At 32.1% G+C, this 22,999-nt stretch carries 24 protein-coding genes; 10 read left to right on the forward strand and 14 right to left on the reverse strand.

Features of this window, described 5'->3' with window-relative positions; genetic code table 11:
* Positions 1–25 precede the first annotated feature (25 nt).
* Complete coding sequence (locus tag DMB71_RS03765; protein ID WP_111363825.1) at positions 26–877, reverse strand: transketolase; 852 nt, start codon at positions 875–877, stop codon at positions 26–28.
* 237 nt (positions 878–1,114) lie between these two features.
* Complete coding sequence (locus DMB71_RS03770; protein WP_111363827.1) at positions 1,115–1,411, reverse strand: hypothetical protein; 297 nt, start codon at positions 1,409–1,411, stop codon at positions 1,115–1,117.
* Between the two features lie 265 nt (positions 1,412–1,676).
* Between DMB71_RS03770 and tgt the strand changes: the two genes are divergently transcribed.
* The 10 genes from tgt to DMB71_RS03820 all read left to right on the forward strand — a co-directional run bounded on the left by tgt (position 1,677) and on the right by DMB71_RS03820 (position 11,969).
* Complete coding sequence (tgt, locus tag DMB71_RS03775) at positions 1,677–2,807, forward strand: tRNA guanosine(34) transglycosylase Tgt (RefSeq protein WP_109190358.1); 1,131 nt, start codon at positions 1,677–1,679, stop codon at positions 2,805–2,807.
* 98 nt (positions 2,808–2,905) lie between these two features.
* Entirely contained in the window at positions 2,906–3,994 is a 1,089-nt protein-coding gene (locus DMB71_RS03780; protein WP_111363828.1) for an LptF/LptG family permease, read from the forward strand.
* Entirely contained in the window at positions 3,981–4,871 is an 891-nt protein-coding gene (locus DMB71_RS03785) for a DMT family transporter (RefSeq protein ID WP_111363830.1), read from the forward strand. Before DMB71_RS03780 ends, DMB71_RS03785 begins: the two co-directional genes overlap by 14 nt.
* A 112-nt stretch (positions 4,872–4,983) precedes the next feature.
* Positions 4,984–5,937, forward strand: coding sequence for an acetyl-CoA carboxylase carboxyltransferase subunit alpha (locus DMB71_RS03790; RefSeq protein WP_111363832.1), 954 nt, complete (start codon positions 4,984–4,986; stop codon positions 5,935–5,937).
* A 140-nt stretch (positions 5,938–6,077) separates the two neighbouring features.
* Complete coding sequence (gene dnaB / locus DMB71_RS03795) at positions 6,078–7,622, forward strand: replicative DNA helicase (RefSeq protein WP_111363833.1); 1,545 nt, start codon at positions 6,078–6,080, stop codon at positions 7,620–7,622.
* 137 nt (positions 7,623–7,759) lie between these two features.
* Entirely contained in the window at positions 7,760–8,113 is a 354-nt protein-coding gene (locus DMB71_RS03800; protein WP_111363835.1) for a hypothetical protein, read from the forward strand.
* Positions 8,114–8,130: 17 nt separating this feature from the next.
* On the forward strand, positions 8,131–8,766 hold the full coding sequence (locus DMB71_RS03805; protein WP_111363836.1) for a hypothetical protein: 636 nt from the start codon (positions 8,131–8,133) through the stop codon (positions 8,764–8,766).
* Positions 8,767–8,794: 28 nt separating this feature from the next.
* Positions 8,795–9,586 carry a sensor histidine kinase gene (locus DMB71_RS03810; protein WP_111363838.1) on the forward strand — a complete coding sequence of 264 codons (792 nt, stop codon included), beginning with the start codon at positions 8,795–8,797 and terminating at the stop codon, positions 9,584–9,586.
* A gap of 115 nt (positions 9,587–9,701) precedes the next feature.
* Entirely contained in the window at positions 9,702–10,367 is a 666-nt protein-coding gene (locus DMB71_RS03815; RefSeq protein WP_111363839.1) for a response regulator transcription factor, read from the forward strand.
* 342 nt (positions 10,368–10,709) lie between these two features.
* On the forward strand, positions 10,710–11,969 hold the full coding sequence (locus tag DMB71_RS03820) for an asparagine synthetase B (protein ID WP_111363841.1): 1,260 nt from the start codon (positions 10,710–10,712) through the stop codon (positions 11,967–11,969).
* Between the two features lies 1 nt (position 11,970).
* Here DMB71_RS03820 and DMB71_RS03825 read toward each other — a convergent pair whose 3' ends face one another.
* The 12 genes from DMB71_RS03825 to thrS all read right to left on the reverse strand — a co-directional run bounded on the left by DMB71_RS03825 (position 11,971) and on the right by thrS (position 22,803).
* The gene (locus tag DMB71_RS03825; RefSeq protein ID WP_111363842.1) at positions 11,971–12,774 is read right to left on the reverse strand and encodes an endonuclease/exonuclease/phosphatase family protein; all 804 of its coding nucleotides are present in this window, start codon (positions 12,772–12,774) and stop codon (positions 11,971–11,973) included.
* Positions 12,775–12,843: 69 nt separating this feature from the next.
* Positions 12,844–13,077, reverse strand: a complete 234-nt coding sequence (locus DMB71_RS03830; protein ID WP_111363844.1) for a hypothetical protein — start codon at positions 13,075–13,077, stop codon at positions 12,844–12,846.
* 78 nt (positions 13,078–13,155) lie between these two features.
* Positions 13,156–13,824 carry a response regulator gene (locus tag DMB71_RS03835; protein ID WP_111363846.1) on the reverse strand — a complete coding sequence of 223 codons (669 nt, stop codon included), beginning with the start codon at positions 13,822–13,824 and terminating at the stop codon, positions 13,156–13,158.
* Between the two features lie 9 nt (positions 13,825–13,833).
* Positions 13,834–15,621 carry an ATP-binding protein gene (locus DMB71_RS03840; protein ID WP_111363847.1) on the reverse strand — a complete coding sequence of 596 codons (1,788 nt, stop codon included), beginning with the start codon at positions 15,619–15,621 and terminating at the stop codon, positions 13,834–13,836.
* Positions 15,621–17,318, reverse strand: a complete 1,698-nt coding sequence (locus DMB71_RS03845; protein WP_239452921.1) for a tetratricopeptide repeat-containing sensor histidine kinase — start codon at positions 17,316–17,318, stop codon at positions 15,621–15,623. The genes DMB71_RS03840 and DMB71_RS03845 overlap by 1 nt, the downstream gene beginning before the upstream one ends.
* A 192-nt stretch (positions 17,319–17,510) precedes the next feature.
* Complete coding sequence (locus DMB71_RS03850) at positions 17,511–17,945, reverse strand: carboxymuconolactone decarboxylase family protein (protein WP_111363849.1); 435 nt, start codon at positions 17,943–17,945, stop codon at positions 17,511–17,513.
* Positions 17,946–18,024: 79 nt separating this feature from the next.
* Positions 18,025–18,597, reverse strand: a complete 573-nt coding sequence (locus tag DMB71_RS03855) for a Crp/Fnr family transcriptional regulator (protein ID WP_111363850.1) — start codon at positions 18,595–18,597, stop codon at positions 18,025–18,027.
* Positions 18,598–18,617: 20 nt separating this feature from the next.
* Positions 18,618–19,427 (reverse strand): hypothetical protein, encoded by an 810-nt coding sequence (locus tag DMB71_RS03860; protein ID WP_111363852.1) that lies wholly within the window; start codon positions 19,425–19,427, stop codon positions 18,618–18,620.
* Between the two features lie 111 nt (positions 19,428–19,538).
* Positions 19,539–19,883, reverse strand: coding sequence for a 50S ribosomal protein L20 (gene rplT, locus DMB71_RS03865; RefSeq protein ID WP_008464948.1), 345 nt, complete (start codon positions 19,881–19,883; stop codon positions 19,539–19,541).
* Between the two features lie 100 nt (positions 19,884–19,983).
* Entirely contained in the window at positions 19,984–20,181 is a 198-nt protein-coding gene (gene rpmI, locus DMB71_RS03870; protein ID WP_008464950.1) for a 50S ribosomal protein L35, read from the reverse strand.
* Between the two features lie 104 nt (positions 20,182–20,285).
* Positions 20,286–20,840 carry a translation initiation factor IF-3 gene (infC, locus tag DMB71_RS03875; RefSeq protein ID WP_111286002.1) on the reverse strand — a complete coding sequence of 185 codons (555 nt, stop codon included), beginning with the start codon at positions 20,838–20,840 and terminating at the stop codon, positions 20,286–20,288.
* A gap of 16 nt (positions 20,841–20,856) precedes the next feature.
* Entirely contained in the window at positions 20,857–22,803 is a 1,947-nt protein-coding gene (thrS, locus tag DMB71_RS03880) for a threonine--tRNA ligase (protein WP_111363853.1), read from the reverse strand.
* Positions 22,804–22,999: the final 196 nt, after the last annotated feature.

Below are 22,999 nucleotides of genomic sequence, written 5' to 3' on the forward strand. Positions count from 1 at the left end.
TAATGCTTATGGCTTAAAGCTTTTTTTAGTAATCAACTTGATCTTTAGAGTAGTTTTGAGCTAATGCATTTGCTAGTTGCTCATCATTTGGAGCTTTACCATGCCAAGCGTGCGTGTGCATCATAAAGTCTACGCCATTACCCATTTCTGTATGTAACAAAATACAAACTGGTTTTCCTTTTCCTGTTCTTGATTTAGCATCGGTTAAACCAGCAATAATAGCATCAATGTTGTTTCCTTCTGCAATTTCTAGAACATCCCAGTCAAAAGCTTCAAATTTTGCACGTAGGCTTCCCATTGCCAAAACTTCGTCAGTTGTACCGTCAATTTGTTTTCCGTTAACGTCAATTGTTGCAATAATGTTGTCTACTTTTTTAGCAGAAGCATACATAATAGCTTCCCAGTTTTGACCTTCTTGCAATTCTCCATCTCCGTGTAAAGTATAAACTAGATGATTGTCTTTGTTTAATTTTTTAGCTTGAGCTGCTCCCAAAGCTACAGATAAACCTTGTCCTAATGAACCAGATGCCATACGAACTCCAGGTAAACCTTCATGAGTTGTTGGGTGTCCTTGTAAACGAGAATTTAATAATCTAAAAGTAGCAAGTTCTGAAATTGGAAAGTAACCGCTGCGCGCTAAAACGCTATAAAATACTGGAGAAATATGACCATTTGAAAGGAAAAAGATATCTTCTCCAATTCCGTCCATATCAAAACCTTCTTTGCGGTCCATTATATTTTGATATAATGTAACCAAAAATTCAGTACAACCTAAAGAACCACCTGGGTGTCCAGAGTTTACAGCATGTACCATTCTAAGAATATCTCTTCTTACTTGGATCGTTAAATCGCTTAATTGTTGTGTGTTAGGCTTCATTTTATATGTAAAAGTTAAACTGGAGCAAAAGTAATCGTTATTTTGCGGGGAGACAAATGATTTTTTGCTTTAGTTGCAATGCAATTGTTAAATTTTACTATTTTTTTTACATTATAAAAAATGTAAAGGATGTTTTGACTTTCGATTCTTTGTAAGTTTTTTTACAATTTTAAGCAAAACAAAAAAGTCCTGCATTTCTGCAAGACTTTTATGTGCGAATAAAGAAAGAGAATTTATTTATTCTGTGTCTCCTTCGCTATAATAATTATTTTCTTCATCTTCTGAACCTATTTCTTCTTGGTCGTCGTCTAACTCAGCACCTGGAATGTCCAAATCATTTCCGATTTTGTCGCTGTTTTGTTTCCACTCGTTATTGTTTTGGGTGATGGTTCTGTCAGTTGAAATGCTTTCTGGGTCAATATCTTCTAATTTGTCTTCGCGATTATAAATATCCTCGTTTGATGGGTAATTTAGATTTTCCAGATTTTTTTCTATTTCATTTTCTTTTGGGCTTTTGTCTTCTGAATTTATCATGATATCAATGTTAAGATTATAAAACAAATGATTTTTGTTGTATAAAGTTATAAAATTCTGATAATTTGATCTTTATATTTTAATAGATAAAAAGTTTTAGTATTTACATTTTTTTTAATCTATCTAAATTATAGGGTTTAGTATCTAAAATTAGAATTTAAGAAAACATTATATAAATTTCTGATTGACAAATTTTCTAATTAATAAAATTTCCTTAAATTAAACTATCTTTGCCGTCCCGTACGGTCGGGAGAAAAACGAATTTATGAAGTTTGATTTATTACAAAAAGACCCGCAGTCTAAAGCTAGAGCGGGGAGCATTACTACAGATCACGGAGTTATAGAAACTCCTATTTTTATGCCTGTCGGAACTGTTGCTTCTGTAAAAGGAGTGCATCAGCGTGAATTGAAAGAAGAGATCAATCCAGATATTATTCTTGGAAATACTTATCATTTGTATCTGCGTCCGCAAACCGAAATTTTGGAAAAAGCGGGTGGATTGCATAAATTCATGAACTGGGATCGTAATATTTTGACCGATTCTGGCGGATATCAGGTATATTCTCTTTCTTCAAATAGAAAAATTAAGGAAGAAGGAGTAAAATTCAAATCGCATATTGACGGTTCGTACCACTTTTTTACGCCAGAAAATGTAATGGAAATTCAGCGTACAATTGGTGCCGATATTATTATGGCTTTTGATGAATGTACGCCTTATCCTTGCGATTACCGTTATGCACAGCGTTCTATGCATATGACGCATCGTTGGTTAGATAGATGTATCAATCATTTGGAAAAAGTGCCTTATAAATATGGTTACGAACAAACTTTCTTCCCAATTGTTCAAGGAAGTACTTACAAAGATCTTCGTCGCCAATCGGCTGAATATATTGCAAATGCTGGTCAGCAAGGAAATGCAATTGGAGGACTTTCTGTTGGTGAACCAGCTGAAGAAATGTACGCTATGACTGAAGTAGTTTGCGAAATTCTCCCTGAAGATAAACCTCGTTATTTAATGGGGGTTGGTACTCCGATTAATATTTTGGAAAATATCGCGTTAGGAATTGATATGTTCGATTGTGTTATGCCAACTCGTAATGCAAGAAATGGAATGCTGTTTACGGCAAACGGAACAATTAATATCAAGAATAAAAAGTGGGAAGCCGATTTTTCTCCAATTGATGAAATGGGGCACACTTTTGTTGATACAGAATATACAAAAGCATATTTACGTCACTTATTTGCTGCTAACGAATATTTAGGAAAACAGATTGCTACCATTCATAATCTTGGTTTTTATATGTGGTTGGTTCGTGAAGCTAGAAAACATATCTTAGCGGGCGATTTTAGACCATGGAAAGAAATGATGGTTAAAAATATGAGTCAAAGACTTTAAGGAGTTTTAAGTTTCAGGTTTCAAGTTTCAGGTTCTGGTAAGAATCGAATCTAACAAACTTGAAACCTGAAACAAGAAAAACTTGAAACAAAAAATCTATGTTAACAATAATAGATAAATACATCTTAAAAAGATATCTGGGAACTTTCTCTGTCATGTTGCTTTTGTTTGCACCGATCGGAATTGTGATTGATGTTTCTGAAAAGGTGAACAAAATGCTTGAAAACAAGATTCCGTTTGGCGATATTGCTTTCTATTATTACAACTTTACAATTTACTTTATTAATTCGCTATTCCCGATATTTTTGTTTTTATCGGTGATTTGGTTTACATCAAAATTAGCCAATAATACAGAGATTATTGCCATTTTGAGTTCTGGAATTTCCTTTACTCGTTTCTTGCGTCCTTATATTATTGGGGCAACAATTGTTTCAATTTTTGTATTGCTTATGGGATTTTTTATTGTTCCTGCGGCAAGTGAAGGCTATAATAATTTTAGATATACTTATTTAAAGGGAAATGGGAAGGCTGAAATGCGTGGAGAAAATACCAATGTTTTCAGGCAGATTAATGACCATGATTTTATTTTTGTAAATAGTTTTAATGAAGAATCGAAAACAGCTTTCAATTTTTCTTTAGAACATTTTGAAAATGAAAAATTAACTTACAAAATTACCGCAAGCCGTATTAAATGGGATCCTAAAAAGAAGATTTACGTTTTATACGATTATACAAAAAGGACAGTAGGAGAGTTGAATGATGTGATTGAAAAATATCCTGAAAGAAATGTGCCTTTTAAATTTGAATTGGCTGATTTGACGCCAGTAGTATATATTGCAGAAACTCTTACTCTAGGTAAATTAATTGATTTTATTGAAAAAGAAAGAAAAAGAGGTTCTGGGAATATCAATACCTATTTGGTTGTTCTTTATAAAAAATATAGCATACCAGTTTCAGCATTTATTTTGACTATTATTGCAGTCTCGGTTTCTTCTATGAAACGTCGTGGCGGAATGGGGATGAACCTTGCCATCGGAATTGCAATCGCATTCTCATTTGTATTCTTTGACAAAATCTTTGGTACGCTTGCTGAAAAATCTACATTTTCACCTTTATTAGCTGTCTGGTTCCCGAATATTGTTTTCGGAATTTTAGCAGTTTATTTATTACGTAATGCGAAACGATAATTTAAAAAGTTATTTAAATCTTCACTTAATTGTTTTTATCTGGGGTTTTACAGCCATTTTGGGCGCTTTAATTACAATTGATGCCGAAAATTTGGTTTGGTACAGAATGCTACTTGCTATGATTTTTCTTGGCGGATTTATTGCTTACAAAAAGCAGTCTTTTCAGGTTCCAGTAAAAGAATTTTTCAAATTAATTTTTGTCGGATTATTGATTGCACTTCATTGGATTTTCTTTTTTAGGGCAATCCATGTTTCCAACGTTTCAATTACGCTTTCCATATTTTCATTAGGAGCATTTTTTGCTTCCTTATTAGAGCCATTATTTTATGGAAGAAAAGTGCTTTGGTATGAAGTTCTTTTCGGACTTGTAATAATTGCCGGTTTAGGACTTATTCTTCAGGTTGAAATAAAATATCTCGAAGGTGTGTATTATGCCTTAGCGGCCATTATTTTAGGAGTTTTATTTACGCTAATGAATGGAAAATTAATATCAGATCATGAACCTTCGGTAATTACATTTTATGAATTTGGAGCGGGAGTTTTCTTCATTACAATTTATTTTTTATTTCAAGGAAAATTTACGGCAGATTTCTTCCAGATGTCTTTAAATAATTGGGTTTTATTATTGATTTTATCTTCAATCTGTACAGCATATGCGTTTACGGCTTCGGTAAAAGTAATGCAGAGATTGACGCCGTATACTGTAATGTTAACCACCAATTTAGAGCCAGTTTACGGAATTGTTTTAGCTTATTTCATCTTGGGAGGAAAAGAAAAAATGAGTGTCGAATTTTACATCGGAGCAGTCATAATTATCATAACAGTTATTCTAAATGGTGTTTTTAAACATTATCAGAACAAGAAAGAAAACTTGTAATAGTTTCCTTATTATTAAAATGCATTTTTATACTTTAAATAACAATTAACTTCGCCAATGATATAATATTTTTATATTTGCGGTTCGATTTACAAACAAAATTCAAAAATCCATGGAATATTTAGATTTTGAGCTTCCAATTAAAGAACTTGAAGAACAGTTAGAAAAGTGTGTTATTATTGGAAAAGAATCTGACGTTGACGTAACGCCAACGTGCAAGGAAATCAACAAGAAATTAGAGCAAACTAAGAAAGATATATACAAAAACCTCACGGCTTGGCAGAGGGTACAATTGTCAAGACACCCAAATAGACCATATACTTTAGACTATATCAGAGCAATTTGTGGAGACACATTCTTAGAGCTTCATGGAGATAGAGGTTTTAAAGATGATAAAGCAATGGTTGGTGGTCTTGGTAAAATAAACGGACAATCGTTTATGATTATCGGTCAGCAAAAAGGTTTTAATACTAAAACACGTCAATACCGTAATTTTGGTATGGCTAATCCAGAAGGATACCGTAAAGCTTTGCGTTTGATGAAAATGGCTGAGAAATTCGGAATTCCAGTTCTTACTTTGGTAGATACTCCGGGTGCATATCCAGGACTTGAAGCTGAAGAAAGAGGGCAAGGTGAAGCTATTGCTAGAAATATCTTCGAAATGGTTCGTTTGCAAGTGCCAATCATTACCATTATTGTAGGTGAAGGTGCTTCTGGTGGAGCTTTAGGAATTGGTGTTGGAGACCGTGTTTACATGTTAGAAAATACTTGGTACTCTGTAATTTCTCCAGAATCCTGCTCTTCTATTTTATGGAAAAGCTGGGAGTACAAAGAGCGTGCAGCTGAAGCTTTAAAACTGACTTCTTCTGACATGAAAAAACAAAAACTTGTTGATGATGTGATTCCAGAACCACTAGGAGGAGCGCACTACGACCGTGAAACAACTTTCAAAACGGTTGCAGAATACATCACTAAAGGATATAATGAATTGAAAGACTTATCAACAGCTGATTTAATTGCCCAAAGAATGGACAAATACAGTAATATGGGCGAGTATAAGGAGTAAGTTCATAAAAAAAGACTTAAAATCCGAAGCCTTACAGTTTCGGATTTTTTTTTGGTTATGAACAAATCAGAATTATTTATAAACAATTATTAGTTATAACTAGATAGCAGATTTTTTTTAAATTTTGCTACTTTCGCTATATGGAAAATTTCAAAAACTTAAACCCTGTTAAGGTCGACAAAACCACAATTATCAACTTAGAAAAAGGAAAGTTGCCACCACAAGCTCTTGATTTGGAGGAGGCTGTACTTGGTGCGATGATGATTGATAAAAAAGGGGTAGATGATGTAATTGATATTTTGCAGGCCGAAGCTTTTTACAAAGACGCACACAAACATATTTTTGAAGCGATTCTGCAGCTTTTTACTGAAACTCAGCCAATCGATATCTTAACAGTTTCGACTCAGTTAAAGAAAAATGGAAAGTTGGATTTAGCGGGTGGAGATTTTTATTTGATTCAGCTTACGCAGAAAATTGCTTCTTCGGCGCATATCGAATTTCACTCGCGTATTATTCTTCAAAAATTTATTCAAAGAAGTTTGATTAGAATTTCTTCAGAAATTATTGAAGCATCATATGATGAAAGTGCAGATGTTTTTGATTTATTGGATCAAGCTGAATCTAAATTATACGAAGTTACGCAAGGAAATATCAAGCGTAGCTCTGAAACTGCGCAGAGTTTAGTTTTGCAAGCTAAAAAGAAAATTGAGGAGATTTCTAAAAAAGAAGGATTAAGTGGTGTAGAAACTGGTTTTCATAATTTGGACAAGCTAACGTCTGGATGGCAGCCAAGTGATTTAATTATTATCGCGGCCAGACCAGCGATGGGAAAGACGGCATTTGTCCTTTCTATGGCCAGAAACATTGCTATTCAATACGGGCATGGAGTAGCTTTATTCTCTCTTGAGATGGCATCTGTTCAGTTAATTACAAGGCTTATCTCTTCTGAAACTGGATTGTCTTCAGAAAAATTGCGTACAGGAAAATTAGAGCCTCATGAATGGACCATGTTGAGTACTAAAGTAAAAGATTTAGAGAAAGCACCTCTATTTATTGATGATACGCCTTCACTTTCTATTTTCGATTTAAGAGCAAAATGCCGTCGTTTGGCATCGCAGCATGGTATTAAAATTATCATTATTGATTATTTGCAGTTGATGACTGCAGGAGGAAATGCTAAAGGAGGAGGAAATCGTGAGCAAGAAATTTCGACAATTTCTCGAAACTTAAAGGCTTTGGCAAAAGAGCTTAACGTTCCAGTTATTGCACTTTCTCAGTTATCGCGTGCCGTTGAGACGCGTGGTTCTAGTAAGAGACCTTTACTTTCGGATCTTCGTGAATCTGGAGCAATTGAGCAGGATGCCGATATCGTTTCGTTTTTATACCGACCAGAATATTACAAAATTGAGGAATGGGATGATGAAGAAGCTTCGCCAACTGCTGGCCAAGCTGAAATTATGATCGCAAAACACCGTAACGGTGGTATCGAAAATATTCGTTTGAAATTTTTAGGACACTTAGGAAAATTTGATAATCTTGATGAATTTTCAGGAAACTATGATGATTTGCCTTCTAAAATGAATCATGATGATAGTCCGTTTATTACTAATAATCTGCCTTCAGCCAATGAAGCATTCGGAAGTAATTTAAATGATGACGATGACGACAGCGATGTTCCATTCTAAAAAAATCGAAAAGCCTTATTTTTAAGGCTTTTTTTATGTTTAAATGTTAATTTTCTAATTAAAATCTGTAGTTTAGCTAAACCAATTACAAACTATTAATTTTTTTAAATTATTAACCAATAAACAAATTTTAAATTATGAGTGAAGAAACTTTTCCAGGACCTATTCAGATTCCTGTAGCAACTGCAAACGAGTGGGAAAAGAGATATCATGATGATACCTCAATCGAAGACGCCAAGAACAAAGTAAAAGCTTTCTTAATACCAAGAGAAAGTTTAGAAAAAGTACTGAAGCTTGAGACAGAAGCTGTTTGGGCTTATTTAGGTATAAACGATCAAAAAGAAAAAACATTACTTTTTGTAGGAGCCGAATATGATAAGGAAACTGGAAAATGGAACAATGTTTATGGCACAGGTGATGGAGTAGATTGTGATGATAATGGTGGTGATGAGGTAGTATACGATGGTGCAAGACCAAGTCCTCCATATTAATTAAACAAGTTTCAAGAATGGATGATTTTTTAATATATTCAAGTTATTTGATTCTATTGATTAATCTTGTATTATATACATTTAGCTTTTTCCAAAAGGAAAAAGCTAATGTTTTTTTTGTCTCTTATTTGGCTTTTTCAACTGTGTTGCAATTTTCAATGGAGTTGGTGTACCATTTAGGTATGAATAATTTATTTCTCGTAAATATTTTTTTTATAGGACAAATGATAATATTAGGACTTTTTTATAATTCACTATTTTATCATAAGGGCCAAAAAATGTTCGTCAAGACTTCGTTGATAATTGCTTTATTAATTTTATTAGCGCAATTTTTGATAGATTCAAGTCAGTTCTTAAAATTTAATTTATTCGAAATCACTTTAACTTCTTTGCTGATTGTTGTTTTTGCACTAGTCCATTTTTATAATATGCTGACAGAAAATAAAAAGTATTACTATATAACTATGGGAGTAGTTTTTTATTTGTTAGCTAGTACAGTGTTATTTTTAATTGGCAATCTTTCTACAGGATTAAGTGCAGATTTGAAATATCTAAGCTGGCAGTTAAATGCTTTTTTATTGATAGTTTATTATTTGATTATTTTATTCGAATGGAAAGTAAGTTTTTCAAAAAAGGAAAGTTTGCAAAACTAGTTTGTAATTATATAATATAAAAAAAGATATGAATGCAGGTCGTATTCCTGAGAAAGAACTCGTAGCCATAATATTATATATCTCTTTGTTTTTTATAATTGTTGCGGTCGCATTAATTATATTCTTTTATTTTTCTAGAAAAAAAATCATTCAGAAAGAACTAGAGAAAATAGATTTAATACTTCGATACCAAAAAGAACAGCTACATGCTATTATTGTTACCCAAGAGGAAGAACGTAAAAGGATTGCGCAAGATCTTCATGACGATATCAGTTCAAAACTAAACATTGTTTCCTTAAACAGCCATTTGCTTACAGCGCCAAACTTAACTGAGGCTGAAACCGCAGAAATTACCGAAAATATAATTGCTTTGACAACAAAGGCACTAGACAATTCTAGAAAAATTGCGCATAATTTATTGCCACCTGTTTTTGAAAAATTTGGTTTAAGTGCAGGTATAGAAGAACTATGTGGAGAATTTGAAAGCAGTAAATCGGTAAAAACGCATTATAAAAACGAAATTGATTTTGATGAAAAAGATATAGATAGACATTTGCATGTTTTCAGGATTCTGCAGGAACTCATGAATAATTCGATTCGACATGGAAAAGCAACAGAAATTTGGATTTCATTTGCTAGTATAAACGGAATTAATACTTGTGATTATAAAGATAACGGCGTTGGTTTTGATAGTTTGAATGTAGAAAATCAGAAAGGTTTAGGAATGAAAAATATTGATAGCCGCATTTCATTTTTACAGGGAACAATAGAAATTAACTCTGAAATTAATAACGGTATTGTTGTAAATTTTACTTTTTAGGTAGAATTATGTGTTTTATTAAGGTTTTTAGTCAATAAATGGGGGTATTTAGACTTTTTCTAAATCATATTTTGTAATTTCGACAAACCAAATTAAACGACCAAAAACAAATAAGATGAATGCTGCTATAAAAATTGCCCTAGTCGATGATGAAATTTTGTTTCGAAAAGGAATTTCTTTTTTACTACAGAGAGAAGAAAATATAGATGTGATTTTTGAAGCCTCAAATGGCGATGAGCTTATTTCGCAGTTAAACGAAAGAGAAACAAAACCAGATATTATAATAATGGACTTAAAGATGCCGGTCTTAAACGGAGTCGAAGCCACTAAAATTATTAAAAAACTTTTTCCTGATATTAAGATTATTGCATTGACTAGTTATGATACCAAATCTTTTATTGCAAATATGATACAAGTTGGTGCAGTAGCGTACTTAATAAAAAATACCACTCCAAAAGATTTAATTCATACAATAAACGAAGTTGCCAAAAAAGGATTCTATTATAACGAAAATGTTTTAAAAACAATTCAAGAAACTATAGTCTCTCCTAAAAATACAAGAGGCGGTTTAGAGACCAATTTTCTTTCACCGCGAGAAATCGAAATTCTACAATTAATTTGCCAGCAGAAAACTACCGCAGAAATAGCAGAACATCTTTTTCTAAGTCCCAGAACAATCGAAGGACATAGAAATAATTTGCTGCTTAAAACAGAATCTCGAAATATTGCTGGATTGGTTGTTTATGCTATTCAGAATGAATTGGCAGTTTTAACAATCTAAAAGAAATTAGGCTGTCAAAAATTGAATAGACAATACATAATATAATATAATTGTTATCACAAGAACACATAAACCTATTTTCTGAATTACATTCAGGCCCTTTTGCTGGTTTTTACTATCATTAAGCTTCATAATGTGGTTATTTTTACGGCGATTAGTTTGATGAACCTGGGATAGCAAATGTAGAAAGAATATTCTGCCTAAGAATAGGTGTTTTTACCTGTTTTTAAGTTGTTTAAAATCTTATTCTCGCGTTTTTTTAACATTCTATTATGCCATAAAAGACAACAAGCATTCTTTTTTTGTTGCCGCCTTTTATATCTTTACTAAAATAATTTTCTGATGAAAAAGAGTTTATTCTGCCTTTTTATACTATTAGCCACATTTAGTTCAAGAGCTTCGTTTATATTACTACCGATGGACGAAACGACGCAGCAAAATCATTTAAAAGCTTACGGAATTACTTATTGGTGTTTGAGCAGAGATTATAAGGCAAGTTGGCTTTTAAATTATCGAGGAGGTTCTTTTTTACTTCCGGATGCTGATGAAATCAGGAAAGAATGTAAAATTAGAGGAGTTAGTTTTGAAGTAATTTCAGATAGCGAACAAGCTTCTATTCTAAATGAAATTTCGAGTCCTTCTCAAAATATGGAATCGGTGATTTTAGAAAAAGCGCCTAAAATAGCAGTGTATACTCCAAAAGGCAAACAACCGTGGGATGATGCTGTGACCTTGGTCTTGACTTATGCCGAAATTCCGTTTACGCCAATTTATGATGAAGAAGTTCTAAGTGACCAATTATTAATGTATGATTGGCTGCATCTGCATCATGAAGATTTTACCGGGCAATACGGAAAATTTTATGCTGCTTACAAAAATACGCCTTGGTATATTGATCAAAAAAAGGATGCTGAAGCGTTGGCTGCAAAATTGGGATATGCAAAAGTATCTCAGGAAAAAGGAGCGGTCGCAAAAAAAATTAGAGATTTTGTTATTGGCGGAGGTTTTATGTTTGCGATGTGCTCTGCAACAGATAGTTTTGATATTGCACTTGCTGCCGATGGTGTAGATATTTGTGAATCTATGTTTGACGGAGATCCAAGTGAACCGAATTATCAGTCAAAATTAAATTATAATAATTCATTTGCTTTCAAAAACTTTACTTTAGAAAGAAGACCTGAAGTTTATGAGTTTTCAGACATCGATATGACAACAAAAAGGAGAATATTAATGGAGAAAGATTATTTTACTTTAATGGAATTTTCTGCAAAATGGGATCCGATTCCAAGTATGTTATGTCAAAATCATACGCAATTGGTGAAAGGTTTTATGGGGCAGACAACGTCATTTGATACTTCATTGATAAAATCGAATATCTTGATTATGGGAACATGCGAATTAAACGGCGAGTCAAGATATATTCATGGAGAAAAAGGCAAGGGTATGTTTACTTTTTTTGGCGGACATGATCCAGAAGATTTTCAGCATCAGGTTGGAGATCCGCCTACGGTTTTAGATTTGCATCCTAATTCTCCGGGATATAGGTTGATTCTTAACAATGTTTTGTTTCCAGCGGCCAGAAAGAAGAAACTTAAAACTTAAATTAGTTTAAAGAAAATTCAAACCAAATAGGAATATGGTCAGATACTTTTCTCGCGTCCTGAAGTGAATCAAAATCTTCGTAAAATTTGACAATTCCAGAATTGAACACTTTTAAACTTGTTATATTATAAAATATGTTGTCAAATTCAGACGCAAGGCAAATATTATTTTTGCATTTATGCTTGAGTGTTGTCTTTTGATTTTTTAATACAGGTGCATATCCCATCTTTTTTAACGGATTAAATACGGAATGCTTTTCAGGACAATTAAAATCACCTAAAAAAACGAGATTTAAATCGGGATATTCGTTTGGGAGAAATTTGAAATACTTGATTTCAGTTTCGGGTTGCTTTTTTTGTGTTATGGCATGAAAATTAACTAGTGTGATAGTCTTTTTATTGATCTCGAAAGTTGCATAATAGGGTTCTCTATCAATTTCTGAGCTGAATTTTTTTTCTAGCCACGGTTTGTTTTTTAATTTGGCTTTATGGGTTTTCCAAATAAATGCATATCGTTCCGTTTTATAACTGCTGCTAGAAGTAGGGGCGCTTATTTTGTAATCCCATTTACTTCCTTTTTCATTAAGTATTGATGCGAGTTTTGCAACAGTTTGCGCGCCGCCGTTTCCAGCAACAACTTCTTGAATTGCAATGATATCGTAATTGGAAATTGTTTTAGCGATATAATTTAGATGAGTATCTGATTTAGATTTTCCAAAGTTTTCAATATTCCAAGATAAAACTTTGGTTTGTGCAAAAGATAAAAATGTGAAGAATAATAGGACGAGGCAGAGATTTTTTTTCATGTAAAAAAATTAATGGAATAAGATACGAATTTTCTTTTCCAGCAATAATCAAGCCCTTCTTAAAATAAATTAATGTTTTTTGTATCGGTTTTTTAGAGCAGTTCCTATAATTATAATTTGCAATACTAATAATGCTGGAATAAATATTAATTTCCAATCAATTTCTAGCCAGCCTGTTTTTTCAGAAACAAAGGCAAAACTAATTGATAAAAAAAGGCAAAGTAACATTGTTTTCATAATAATTTTATTTTGTGTAGTATTAATTTTGGAGAATATAATACTAGCTTTACTTTTTGGTTTCATGGTTAGTTAGTAGATTATCACAAATTTAGCGTTATCAAAAGTGTAATCCTTACGGAAACCCGTAAAGCGCCATAAAAATTACACCAGACCGAAATCTTTTGCAATGGCAATTAAATGTACATTATTGTTGGCTTTGAAGTAAATTTTCAGTTTATTGATTCTTTTTTCAATACTACTTGTTCCGTTTGGCGTTATAGATAGATCTTTAAACTCTTTAGAAATGCTTTCTAAAATGTACCCTTGCGACAAAAGTTTTAAAATAGATATGTCATAAGATTCGATTTCAATTAAAGCTTTGTCATTAAAATTAAAAGACAAATCAGAAGAAAGTATTTTTTCTTCATTATTAAATGTGCTTTCAATAGCATTTCTTAGCTCAGCAATACTATTTCTTCCTTTAGATACGTAAGCATTAATACCCAATTCGTTAAAAAGAGTTTTAATTCTATAGCTTTTGTCTTCTATAGAAAAAACTATCTTTTTTATATTGGGCTGGACTTTATTTATGGCATCAATAAGTTCGTCGCCACTGTTTAAATTGACTTTTCTATGATCCGATTTAAATGATAGATCTGTAATGAGCAAATCGTAAGGTTCTTTGTCTGCCAATGCTTTTTTAATTTTAAGCAAACCTTCGTCACAATATTTCACATGATGAATTACGGAAACTTTTAACTCTTCAAGGACTTGAACAACTGCAAGGCTGATACTGTCTAAATCTTCGGCAACTAAAACTTTTTTAAACATATAATTGTATTATATAGGAAATTTGATACTTATTTTAAAACCACTTTCGGAATTTGCATCAAAATTAATTGTTCCTTTTATTGTTTCAATACGGTTTTCCACATTTTGTAGTCTTTTTTCTAAAATATTATTTTCTGAAATAATTTCATTACTGTTATCAGTATAGGAAATGAGTAGGTTTTTGCTTATTTCTTTTACAATAATACTCACTAAACTAGAACTATTAGATTTTTTCATATTGAATAATAATTCTTGTAAAATTCGATAGAGTATTATTTTTTTATTTTTATCAATTTTACTCCAGAAGACCGAATCAAATCCATTTAGAATAATGTTTACATCTTTAGTTTTGTATTCTGAAATCATTTCCTTTAAGACAGCTAAGTATCTTTCGTCTGTTGGGACTTTGCTGTTTTCTCTCGATATGTTGCGGGTTTTTGAGTAAATATTATTTAAGCTATCAAGTAGTTTTTCCTTATTGTCTTTATTTTCAAGATTGTGATCTTGTACAAATAATAACGTTTCATAGATATTTGAGTTAAGCTCATTATGCAATTTCTGAGATATTCTCATTTCGCTTTTAAGGATAATGTCATTTTTTTCTCGTTTGCCTTTGGTAGTAATATAAAATATTAAAAAAAGGATGATAAATAAGCTTAAAGAAATTACGACATAAGAAATATAGCTTCTGTTTTTTTGTCTTTGCAATTGTAATTCTCTTTCTGCTTTTTGATTTTTGAGTTCAAAATTTTCTTCTTTATCTTTCTTTGAGTCATATATGACGTCTGCAAATTGATTTTTTGCCGTTTTTCTGCTTAAATAGAGGCTATCATTTTTTCTAGTATAAATTTCCCAGTATTTTTTTGCTTTTTCAGCCTTGTCCATCTCAAGTAGATCGGCTAATCTGTCGATTTCATTTCCAGCTGATTTTGCTCGTTTTGCAGCATGATATGATTTCTCTGCATAAAATTTTTTAAGTTCTGGATTATAATATTTTGAGTAATAAAGATAATAGCCAAAATAGTTGGCAATTAGCTCAAAATCATTATTGTATGGGATGGTTAATTCCAAACTTTCGTCAAGACATTTTAAAGCTTGTTCTTTATGGTTTCCAAGGCCTATGTAGGAGAGAGCTAAATTATATAATATACCAGAACGCACGAGGTTTGTATTTGAAGGTGTGATTTTATCTGCAATTTTGCACTTGGATATTGGTTCTAATATATCTTTCGCCTCTTGAAATTTTTTTTGTTGAACATAAACAAATGCAATTTCAGATAATATTCGCGCTTTTCTAAATGTGGATATTGCTGTTTTTAATGCTTTTCTATGATAATAAAGAGCTTTTTCGTTATTATAAGTATAAAAATAGTTGAAAGCCATAAACGTGTAAGCATTAATGGCATATTTTTTACTAGATGTTTTTTCTAAATATGGAAATGCTTTTATAAGTGTAGCTTCTGCTTCGTAAAAATTGCCATATCGTTGCAAGATTTCGACCATGTAGTTTAATGAACCGACATATTCATCTGGATAATCTTCTTTCGGATCACATAGCAATTGTGTTTTGTTGAAGTAAAAATAGGCACTGTCATATTTTCCGGCATCAAAAAAAACATGAGCTTTTTCTAATGTTTTTTTTATTTTAATTGAGAGATCGGCCTTAGGGTAAATTTTTTGCTGTTTTTCTTTTTCAGAGAACTTTACGGAAAAAAGAGTTGCTAGAATCAAACAAATGATTAGCAAAGAAAAAAGAATATTCTTTTTTTGAAAAAAGAGGAACAAGTTCTTAATCATTATACAGGAAATTTAATTAAAGCCTTAAAGCCTGTTCCTAAATCTGAATGAATTTCAATCTCGCCTTTTAAGGCTCGAACTCGATTCTCAATATTATGCAAGCCATTTTTATGAACCATTTTGTTTGAATCAATTCCTTTTCCGTTGTCGGTATAATTAATTATAATAATATTGTTTCTCTTTTTAAAAGTTATGGCAACTAAAGTAGCGTCACTATGTTTTTTCATGTTGACCAGCAATTCCTGGATGATTCTGTAAACTGACATTTTTTTAATTTCATCCAACTGGTTCCATGAAATTTCATCTAATCCATTTATTAATAGGTTTATTTTAGATGTATTAAATCCGGAAATCATTTCTTTAAGTGAAATTGTAAAATTTTGATTGCCCAAAATTGTATTGTTTTCTTTCGATACATCGCGTGTTCGAGAATAAATATCATCTAGCTTTTTTAATAAATGACTTCGGTTTTCTTCAGCAGAAAGATTTCTATTCTCAACAAAAGCCAGTGTATGATAAATGTCGTTAGCCAGTTCGTCATGCAGTTTTTTTGAAATTCGAGTTTCGCTTTGATAAGTTGCTTCAATTTTTTGACGATTATTTCGTGCAGTTAAATAGTAGTAAACAAATACAATCAAGCATGATACTAAAATAATTATGATATATGAAATAATATTTTTGCTCTCCTGCTTTTCTACTTGAAGTTCGTTTTTGATTTTTTGAGCCTTTAATTTTAAGTTTTCCTCTTTCTCCCTTTTAGAATCATATTTCATTTTTGCAAATTGATTTTTTGCTTTTTGTCTGAAGGCATAAATGCGGTGATTCTCTTTTATATAAAGAAGAGCCTTTTCTTTTATCTCTGCAGGAGAATCAGTGTTTTCTATAATAAATTTTAAAGCAAGTAAGCGATTATTTGCATTGTCAGATAATGTGTAGTTTTTGTAGCTTAATTTGGCATACATCATCGATAAAGACCTATTGTTTTGATAATATTGAGCAAGATTATAATACGTTTTGCCTAAACCATCTTCATACTTTGCTTCAGAGTTTGTATGTACACTCTTTTCAAAAAAAGCCAAAGCTTTCTCGTTCTTGAGTTTGAAATAACAAAGACCAATATAATCAAGTACTTTGGCATAATATATTGGTTTTTCATGTACAATTTTTTCTTTGCTTATGGATAAGAAAATTTGCAATGCTTTATTGTATTTACCTTGGTCAAGATAAATAGTGGCGATATTGTTTTTCGCTTCAAGTATATTGATTCTGTCTACCCTCAGAGCAAATGCTTTGGAGTAATAATAAATAGCACTTGGATAGTTATAAGTATAATAATAGTTTCTGCCTAAAACGCTATAGATATTCCATACTTGATTTGGATCTTTTATTTTATTAAGATAAGGAATGGTTTCTTTTGCAGTAATAGTACTTCCAATAAAATCTTCATGGTCTTGTTGAATTTCAGCCATGTAATACGTGCAATAAACGTAACTTTTGGCATCCTCATTAGGATTACATTTTGTTCTCGCTCTGTTGTAAAAATAAAATGCACTATCTAACTGTTTATTCTTGTAGAATGAATCAGCGACATTTATTATCTTTTCTATTTCAGCTTTGTTATTAGTGATTTCTGCTGTAATTTTTTTTTTCTTCTGACAGGCAAAAAAAGCCGTGAAAATTAAAATTATATATAGCAAAAATTGTATTCTTTTTGGTATCATGCGCCAAAAATAAAAAATCTGAATTCCTGTGAAAGAGTATAAATACCTGTTTTTGTAAGAAAAACAAATTCGCTATTTTTTGAGTGTTCATTTACAATTATATACAAACAAGCCCTCAGAGAGAGGGTTGTTAAAGTTTGAAAATGATGTAAATATTATCCTTATAAATTATTCTGCTCTCATTCCAGTTGTAATTCCTATTCTGTTCCAAGCATTAATTGTGATAATCGCTAAAATGAGTTCTGCGAGGTATTTTTCGTCAAATAATTTGGCTGCATTTTGATAAACTTCTTCAGAAACGTGATTGCTTATTAAAGTAATTTCTTCAGTCAAAGCTAATATTGCTCTTTCTTCTTCAGAATAAAAATCAGCTTCGCGCCATGCACTTAGTAAATATATGCGTTCTTCTGTAACGCCTAGTTTTCTGGCATCGGCAGTATGCATTTTTATACAATATGCGCAGCCATTGATTTGTGAAGCTCTAATTTTGATTAATTCTTTATGTACGGGATTTAAAGATGTTGAAGCAATATATTTTTCTAATCCTAATATGGCTTGATACGCTTCTGGGGCAACTTGCGGAATAACAATTCTTGGTTTCATTTTTATATGTTTTAAAAGTTCATTACAAAGGTCAGTAATGAATACTCTTAAAAACTTGAACTACTTCAAGAAATTCAAATCAAACTTTTCCAGCTCTTATCTTGCTCATAAATTCTGCGGAAAAATCTAAATAGGAAGCAAGCATATATTGAGGAACGCGCTGAACAAATTCTGGAAAATGATCATTAAAATGATGGTATCTTTCTTCTGCCGACATGGTAAACAAGAATTTAATTCGCATTTGAGTTGCACCGAAACTTTTTTGAGTAACGATTCTGAAGTATCTTTCAAGATTTGGAATTTCAATCAGTAAGGACTCTAGAACGTTTTTATCAATAGCAATAACTTCTGAATTTTCAACTGCTTGCAAATAAAAGCTTGACGGAATATGATTGTGATAACTTAAGTAATCAGTAATCCACCAATTTTCGATTCCAAATTGAAGTGTTTGTTCTGTACCTTTAGAATTGATGATATATTGTCGCATACATCCTTTTACGACAAAATACATTGTATTGCAGATTTGGCCTTCTTCGAGTACATGCTCCTTCTTTTTTATTTTAGAAATTTCTAGACATGATTCTAATTTATCAATATCTGAAGGCTCAAGAGAAATGAAATTTTGAATATGATGAATTAGTGTGTTTTGCATTACTTTGGAATTTATATATTTTAGTTGTAGAAATTAATCTCAAAGTTACTATTTACTTTTATGCCATTACTAACGGCAGAAGTCCAATCTGCGTTTTTAATAAATGCGGTGATTTGGTCGGCTATCAAATTGTAAAACTTTTCATTTTTAGGATTCTTAAACTCAACCTTTACAGTAATGTTAGATATAGAATTGTCATTATTAATTGTAAATTTAGTTTTGGCAAAAAAGTCTCTTTTTTCATTGTCTTGAATAAAATTTTCGGGGAATACAAACGAAGAGAAAAAATCTTTTTGAATTTGTTTTTTTTGCTCTAAGAAGTCTTCAGCTTTTGGATATATCATGCAGTAATTATCTAATCCATAAGGATATTCAAAAGGTATGTCTATTCTACTCATCACGTACAAACTATCAGCAGTTTTCTCTATGTTTTTAATGAAGTTTTGACCATATTTTGCATTCAATAATTTATTAGATGCTTTGCAGTAGCAATTTTGTATTAATGGATATCTCTTTTCGCCATCAGAACTCCAAAACGTGTCCAAGCCATATGATTCACGAAAATCAATTCCTTTTTCTTTAAGTAAATTTATTAAATACGGATAATGTCTATTATAATCACTGTCAAGATATCCTTCTGGAATAATATCGTAAAGAACCTCTTTGTATTTAAAATCTAATTTTGCTCTCTTAATATCTGAGAGACAGTTTACATCACGTTTGTCAATTATGCCAATGATTGTTTGTATGGAGTTTTTGTCCAGATTCTTCTTTTGAGCTTTTGTGAAAAGTATTTGTGTAAGGAATAAAATTACAAAGAGTTTCTTCATTTATTTATTGTGTTCGCATCGAAAGATAATAAAAACAAAAAAAACCATTCGAATAAACGAATGGTTTTTATATAATAAGTAAGTAATCTTAAATTGAGTTTATAAAACGTTTTATTTTACTTTATTAAGAATAGCTTTGAAAGCTTCTGGGTGGTTCATAGCTAAATCTGCAAGAACTTTACGATTCAATTCGATTCCGTTAGCTTTAACTTTCCCCATGAATTGAGAATAAGACATTCCTTCTAATCTAGCTCCAGCGTTGATACGTTGAATCCATAATGAACGGAAATTTCTTTTGTTTTGTTTTCTATCGCGGTAAGCGTAGCTCATCGCTTTCTCTACTGCATTCTTAGCAACTGTCCAAACGTTTTTACGTCTTCCAAAGAAACCTTTGGCTTGCTTCATTATTTTTTTTCTTCTTGCTCTTTTAGCAACTGAATTTACCGATCTTGGCATAATTTTAATGTGTTTTTGTAGCAGGCGTCCTGAATTGAATCAAAGGAACTTAAAGCCATACTCCAAGGTTATATAAATAATTTTTTAACCTAAAGAATTATTAGATAATTCTTAATTGTTGTTTAATGCTTCTCATATCTGTTTGGTGAACTAGCGCTGAGTGAGTCAAAGCTAATTTACGTTTTTTAGATTTTTTAGTCAAGATGTGACTTTTAAAAGCATGCTTTCTTTTAATCTTTCCAGAGCCAGTAACTTTAAAACGTTTCTTAGCGCTAGATTTTGTTTTCATTTTAGGCATTTTTCCTAGTGTTTTAATTTATTCTTACTTACTTATTTTTTTAGTTGTCAGTCTCGGTTTTCAGTTTACAGTGCGAAAACTGAAAACTGCGACTGCAAACTGTTTTACTTTTTCTTCTTCGGAGCAATGAACATAATCATTCTCTTTCCTTCCAGAACAGGCATTGCCTCAACTTTACCATGTTCCTCTAAGTCCTGTGCAAGACGTAATAATAGAATCTGACCTTGATCTTTGTAAATGATAGAACGTCCTTTAAAGAAAACGAAAGCTTTTAATTTAGCTCCTTCTTTCAAGAATTTTTCAGCGTTCTTTCTTTTAAATTCATAATCGTGCTCATCTGTCTGAGGACCAAAACGAATTTCTTTTACAACAACCTGAGAAGATTTAGCTTTTAATGCTTTATCACGTTTCTTTTGTTCATAAACAAATTTCTTGTAGTCCATGATTTTGCAAACTGGCGGCTCAGCATTTGGAGAAATTTCAACCAAATCTAACTCAAGCTGATCTGCTAAACGCAATGCATCAGCTATTTTAAAAACGCCAGGCTCGATATTCTCACCTACAAGACGTACTTCAGGAACACGAATAAGATTGTTTATTCTGTGTGCATCTTTTTTTTCTACTCGAGGTTGAAAACCTCTGTTACTTTTTATTGCTATGACTTTCTAATTTAAGTTAAACTGTAAATACTTTTAATGTCTTTTTTATTTCTTCGTCTACAATCGCAGCAAATTCGTCGATTGAAACTGTGATATTACCTTTTCCTTCTTGTCCATGGCGGCGAATAGAAATCGTTCCGTTTTTCTCTTCTTCCTCACCAACGATAAGCATAAATGGAATTTTTTGCATTTCAGCATCTCTAATTTTCTTACCGATAGTTTCGTTTCGGTTGTCAATTAGGGCGCGAATTTCGTGATTTTCTAGCAAATCTAAAACTTTTTTAGCATAATTTTCGTATTTCTCGCTCAAAGACAAGATAATAGCTTGCTCAGGCATTAGCCAAAGTGGGAAATTTCCTGCTGTATGCTCAAGTAAAATTGCTATAAAACGTTCCATTGATCCAAAAGGAGCTCTGTGAATCATAACAGGGCGATGTAATTCATTATCAGCACCTTTGTAAGTTAATTCAAAACGCTCAGGTAAGTTATAATCTACCTGAATTGTTCCTAATTGCCATTGTCTTCCCAAAGCATCTTTTACCATGAAATCTAGTTTCGGGCCATAAAATGCCGCTTCACCATATTCTACAACAGTATTAAGACCTTTGTCTTTTGCTGCATTAATGATAGCATTTTCAGCTTTCTCCCAGTTTTCATCTGTACCAATATATTTATCTCTATTCTCCTGATCTCTCAATGAAATCTGAGCAGTAAAGTTTTCAAAACCTAATGAACCAAATACATATAATACAAGGTCAATTACTTTTTTGAATTCTTCGTCCAATTGCTCTGGAGTACAGAAAATATGCGCATCATCCTGAGTAAATCCTCTAACTCGAGTTAAACCATGTAATTCTCCAGATTGCTCATATCTATAAACAGTACCAAATTCTGCGTAACGCTTAGGCAAATCTTTATATGACCAAGGTCTTACATTGTAAATCTCACAGTGGTGAGGGCAGTTCATAGGTTTCAATAAGAACTCTTCTCCTTCTGCAGGAGTATGAATTGGTTGGAAACTGTCAGCGCCATATTTTGCATAGTGACCAGAAGTTACATAAAGTTCTTTTTGACCAATATGTGGACTCACAACTTGTTCGTAACCCGCTTTCTTCTGAGCTCTTTTCAAGAACTGCTCCAAACGATCTCTTAAAGCTGCTCCTTTTGGCAACCATAAAGGTAAACCTTGACCTACTTTTTGAGAGAAAGCGAACAATTCAAGTTCTTTTCCTAATTTACGGTGGTCACGACGTTTTGCTTCTTCAAGAAGCTCAAGATATTCGGTTAAATCCTTTTGTTTTGGGAAAGAAGTCCCGTAAACACGAGTTAACTGTTTGTTTTTCTCGTCACCTCTCCAATAAGCACCGGCAACGCTCATGATTTTCACAGCTTTGATAATTCCAGTATTCGGAATATGTCCACCGCGGCATAAATCAGTAAAAGTAGAGTGATCGCAGAAAGTGATGGTTCCGTCTTCAAGATTTGAAATCAATTCAGTCTTGTAAACGTTATCTTTGTACATTTCCAATGCTTCCGCTTTAGTTACCGGACGCATTTTAAAATCAAACTTACCTCTTGCGATTTCAAGAATACGGTCTTCGATTTTTTTAAAATCAGCTTCAGAAATTTTCTGATCTTCAAAATCTACATCATAATAGAAACCATTAGCAATTGCAGGTCCGAGAGTTAATTTAATTCCAGGATACAATTCCTCAAGAGCTTGGGCCATTACGTGAGAAGTTGAGTGCCAGAAAGCTTTTTTGCCTTCAGCATCATTCCAAGTATATAAAATAAGATTACCGTCGGTCGTTAATGGAGTCTCGGTTTCAATAGTTGTACCATTAAAAGATGCAGAAATAACATTTCTTGCAAAACCTTCGCTAATGTTTTTAGCGACCTCCATTGGAGTTACGCCCGAAGCGAACTCTCTAATTGACCCATCGGGTAAAGTAATCTTGATCATTGTTTATAATTTTGTGAATGCAAATATACATGATTACAAAAATACATACAATATATGTGTAGAAGTTTACTCTATTATATATATATAAGTGTAGTTTTATTATGCTGTCACATAAGAGAAAGTTCCATTTGCAACCCGACAGTTTTTCAAAACCTGTCGGGTTTGTTTTTATATGCATATATAAGGAGAAAACTCC

The sequence above is a fragment of the Flavobacterium tistrianum genome (assembly GCF_003254545.1).
GTDB classification, from domain to species: domain Bacteria; phylum Bacteroidota; class Bacteroidia; order Flavobacteriales; family Flavobacteriaceae; genus Flavobacterium; species Flavobacterium tistrianum.

Bases quoted from the DNA above. Each gene is read 5' to 3' on its own strand.
- tgt (WP_109190358.1), top strand. From the start codon at position 1,677: ATGAAGTTTGATTTATTACAAAAAGACCCGCAGTCTAAAGCTAGAGCG.
- DMB71_RS03790 (WP_111363832.1), top strand. From the start codon at position 4,984: ATGGAATATTTAGATTTTGAGCTTCCAATTAAAGAACTTGAAGAACAG.
- rpmI (WP_008464950.1), bottom strand. From the start codon at position 20,181: ATGCCTAAAATGAAAACAAAATCTAGCGCTAAGAAACGTTTTAAAGTT.
- rplT (WP_008464948.1), bottom strand. From the start codon at position 19,883: ATGCCAAGATCGGTAAATTCAGTTGCTAAAAGAGCAAGAAGAAAAAAA.
- DMB71_RS03815 (WP_111363839.1), top strand. From the start codon at position 9,702: ATGAATGCTGCTATAAAAATTGCCCTAGTCGATGATGAAATTTTGTTT.
- DMB71_RS03840 (WP_111363847.1), bottom strand. From the start codon at position 15,621: ATGATTAAGAACTTGTTCCTCTTTTTTCAAAAAAAGAATATTCTTTTT.
- DMB71_RS03805 (WP_111363836.1), top strand. From the start codon at position 8,131: ATGGATGATTTTTTAATATATTCAAGTTATTTGATTCTATTGATTAAT.
- DMB71_RS03825 (WP_111363842.1), bottom strand. From the start codon at position 12,774: ATGAAAAAAAATCTCTGCCTCGTCCTATTATTCTTCACATTTTTATCT.
- DMB71_RS03765 (WP_111363825.1), bottom strand. From the start codon at position 877: ATGAAGCCTAACACACAACAATTAAGCGATTTAACGATCCAAGTAAGA.
- DMB71_RS03785 (WP_111363830.1), top strand. From the start codon at position 3,981: ATGCGAAACGATAATTTAAAAAGTTATTTAAATCTTCACTTAATTGTT.
- DMB71_RS03855 (WP_111363850.1), bottom strand. From the start codon at position 18,597: ATGCAAAACACACTAATTCATCATATTCAAAATTTCATTTCTCTTGAG.
- DMB71_RS03820 (WP_111363841.1), top strand. From the start codon at position 10,710: ATGAAAAAGAGTTTATTCTGCCTTTTTATACTATTAGCCACATTTAGT.
- DMB71_RS03835 (WP_111363846.1), bottom strand. From the start codon at position 13,824: ATGTTTAAAAAAGTTTTAGTTGCCGAAGATTTAGACAGTATCAGCCTT.
- dnaB (WP_111363833.1), top strand. From the start codon at position 6,078: ATGGAAAATTTCAAAAACTTAAACCCTGTTAAGGTCGACAAAACCACA.
- DMB71_RS03800 (WP_111363835.1), top strand. From the start codon at position 7,760: ATGAGTGAAGAAACTTTTCCAGGACCTATTCAGATTCCTGTAGCAACT.
- DMB71_RS03830 (WP_111363844.1), bottom strand. From the start codon at position 13,077: ATGAAACCAAAAAGTAAAGCTAGTATTATATTCTCCAAAATTAATACT.
- DMB71_RS03770 (WP_111363827.1), bottom strand. From the start codon at position 1,411: ATGATAAATTCAGAAGACAAAAGCCCAAAAGAAAATGAAATAGAAAAA.
- DMB71_RS03810 (WP_111363838.1), top strand. From the start codon at position 8,795: ATGAATGCAGGTCGTATTCCTGAGAAAGAACTCGTAGCCATAATATTA.
- DMB71_RS03850 (WP_111363849.1), bottom strand. From the start codon at position 17,945: ATGAAACCAAGAATTGTTATTCCGCAAGTTGCCCCAGAAGCGTATCAA.
- thrS (WP_111363853.1), bottom strand. From the start codon at position 22,803: ATGATCAAGATTACTTTACCCGATGGGTCAATTAGAGAGTTCGCTTCG.
- DMB71_RS03860 (WP_111363852.1), bottom strand. From the start codon at position 19,427: ATGAAGAAACTCTTTGTAATTTTATTCCTTACACAAATACTTTTCACA.
- DMB71_RS03780 (WP_111363828.1), top strand. From the start codon at position 2,906: ATGTTAACAATAATAGATAAATACATCTTAAAAAGATATCTGGGAACT.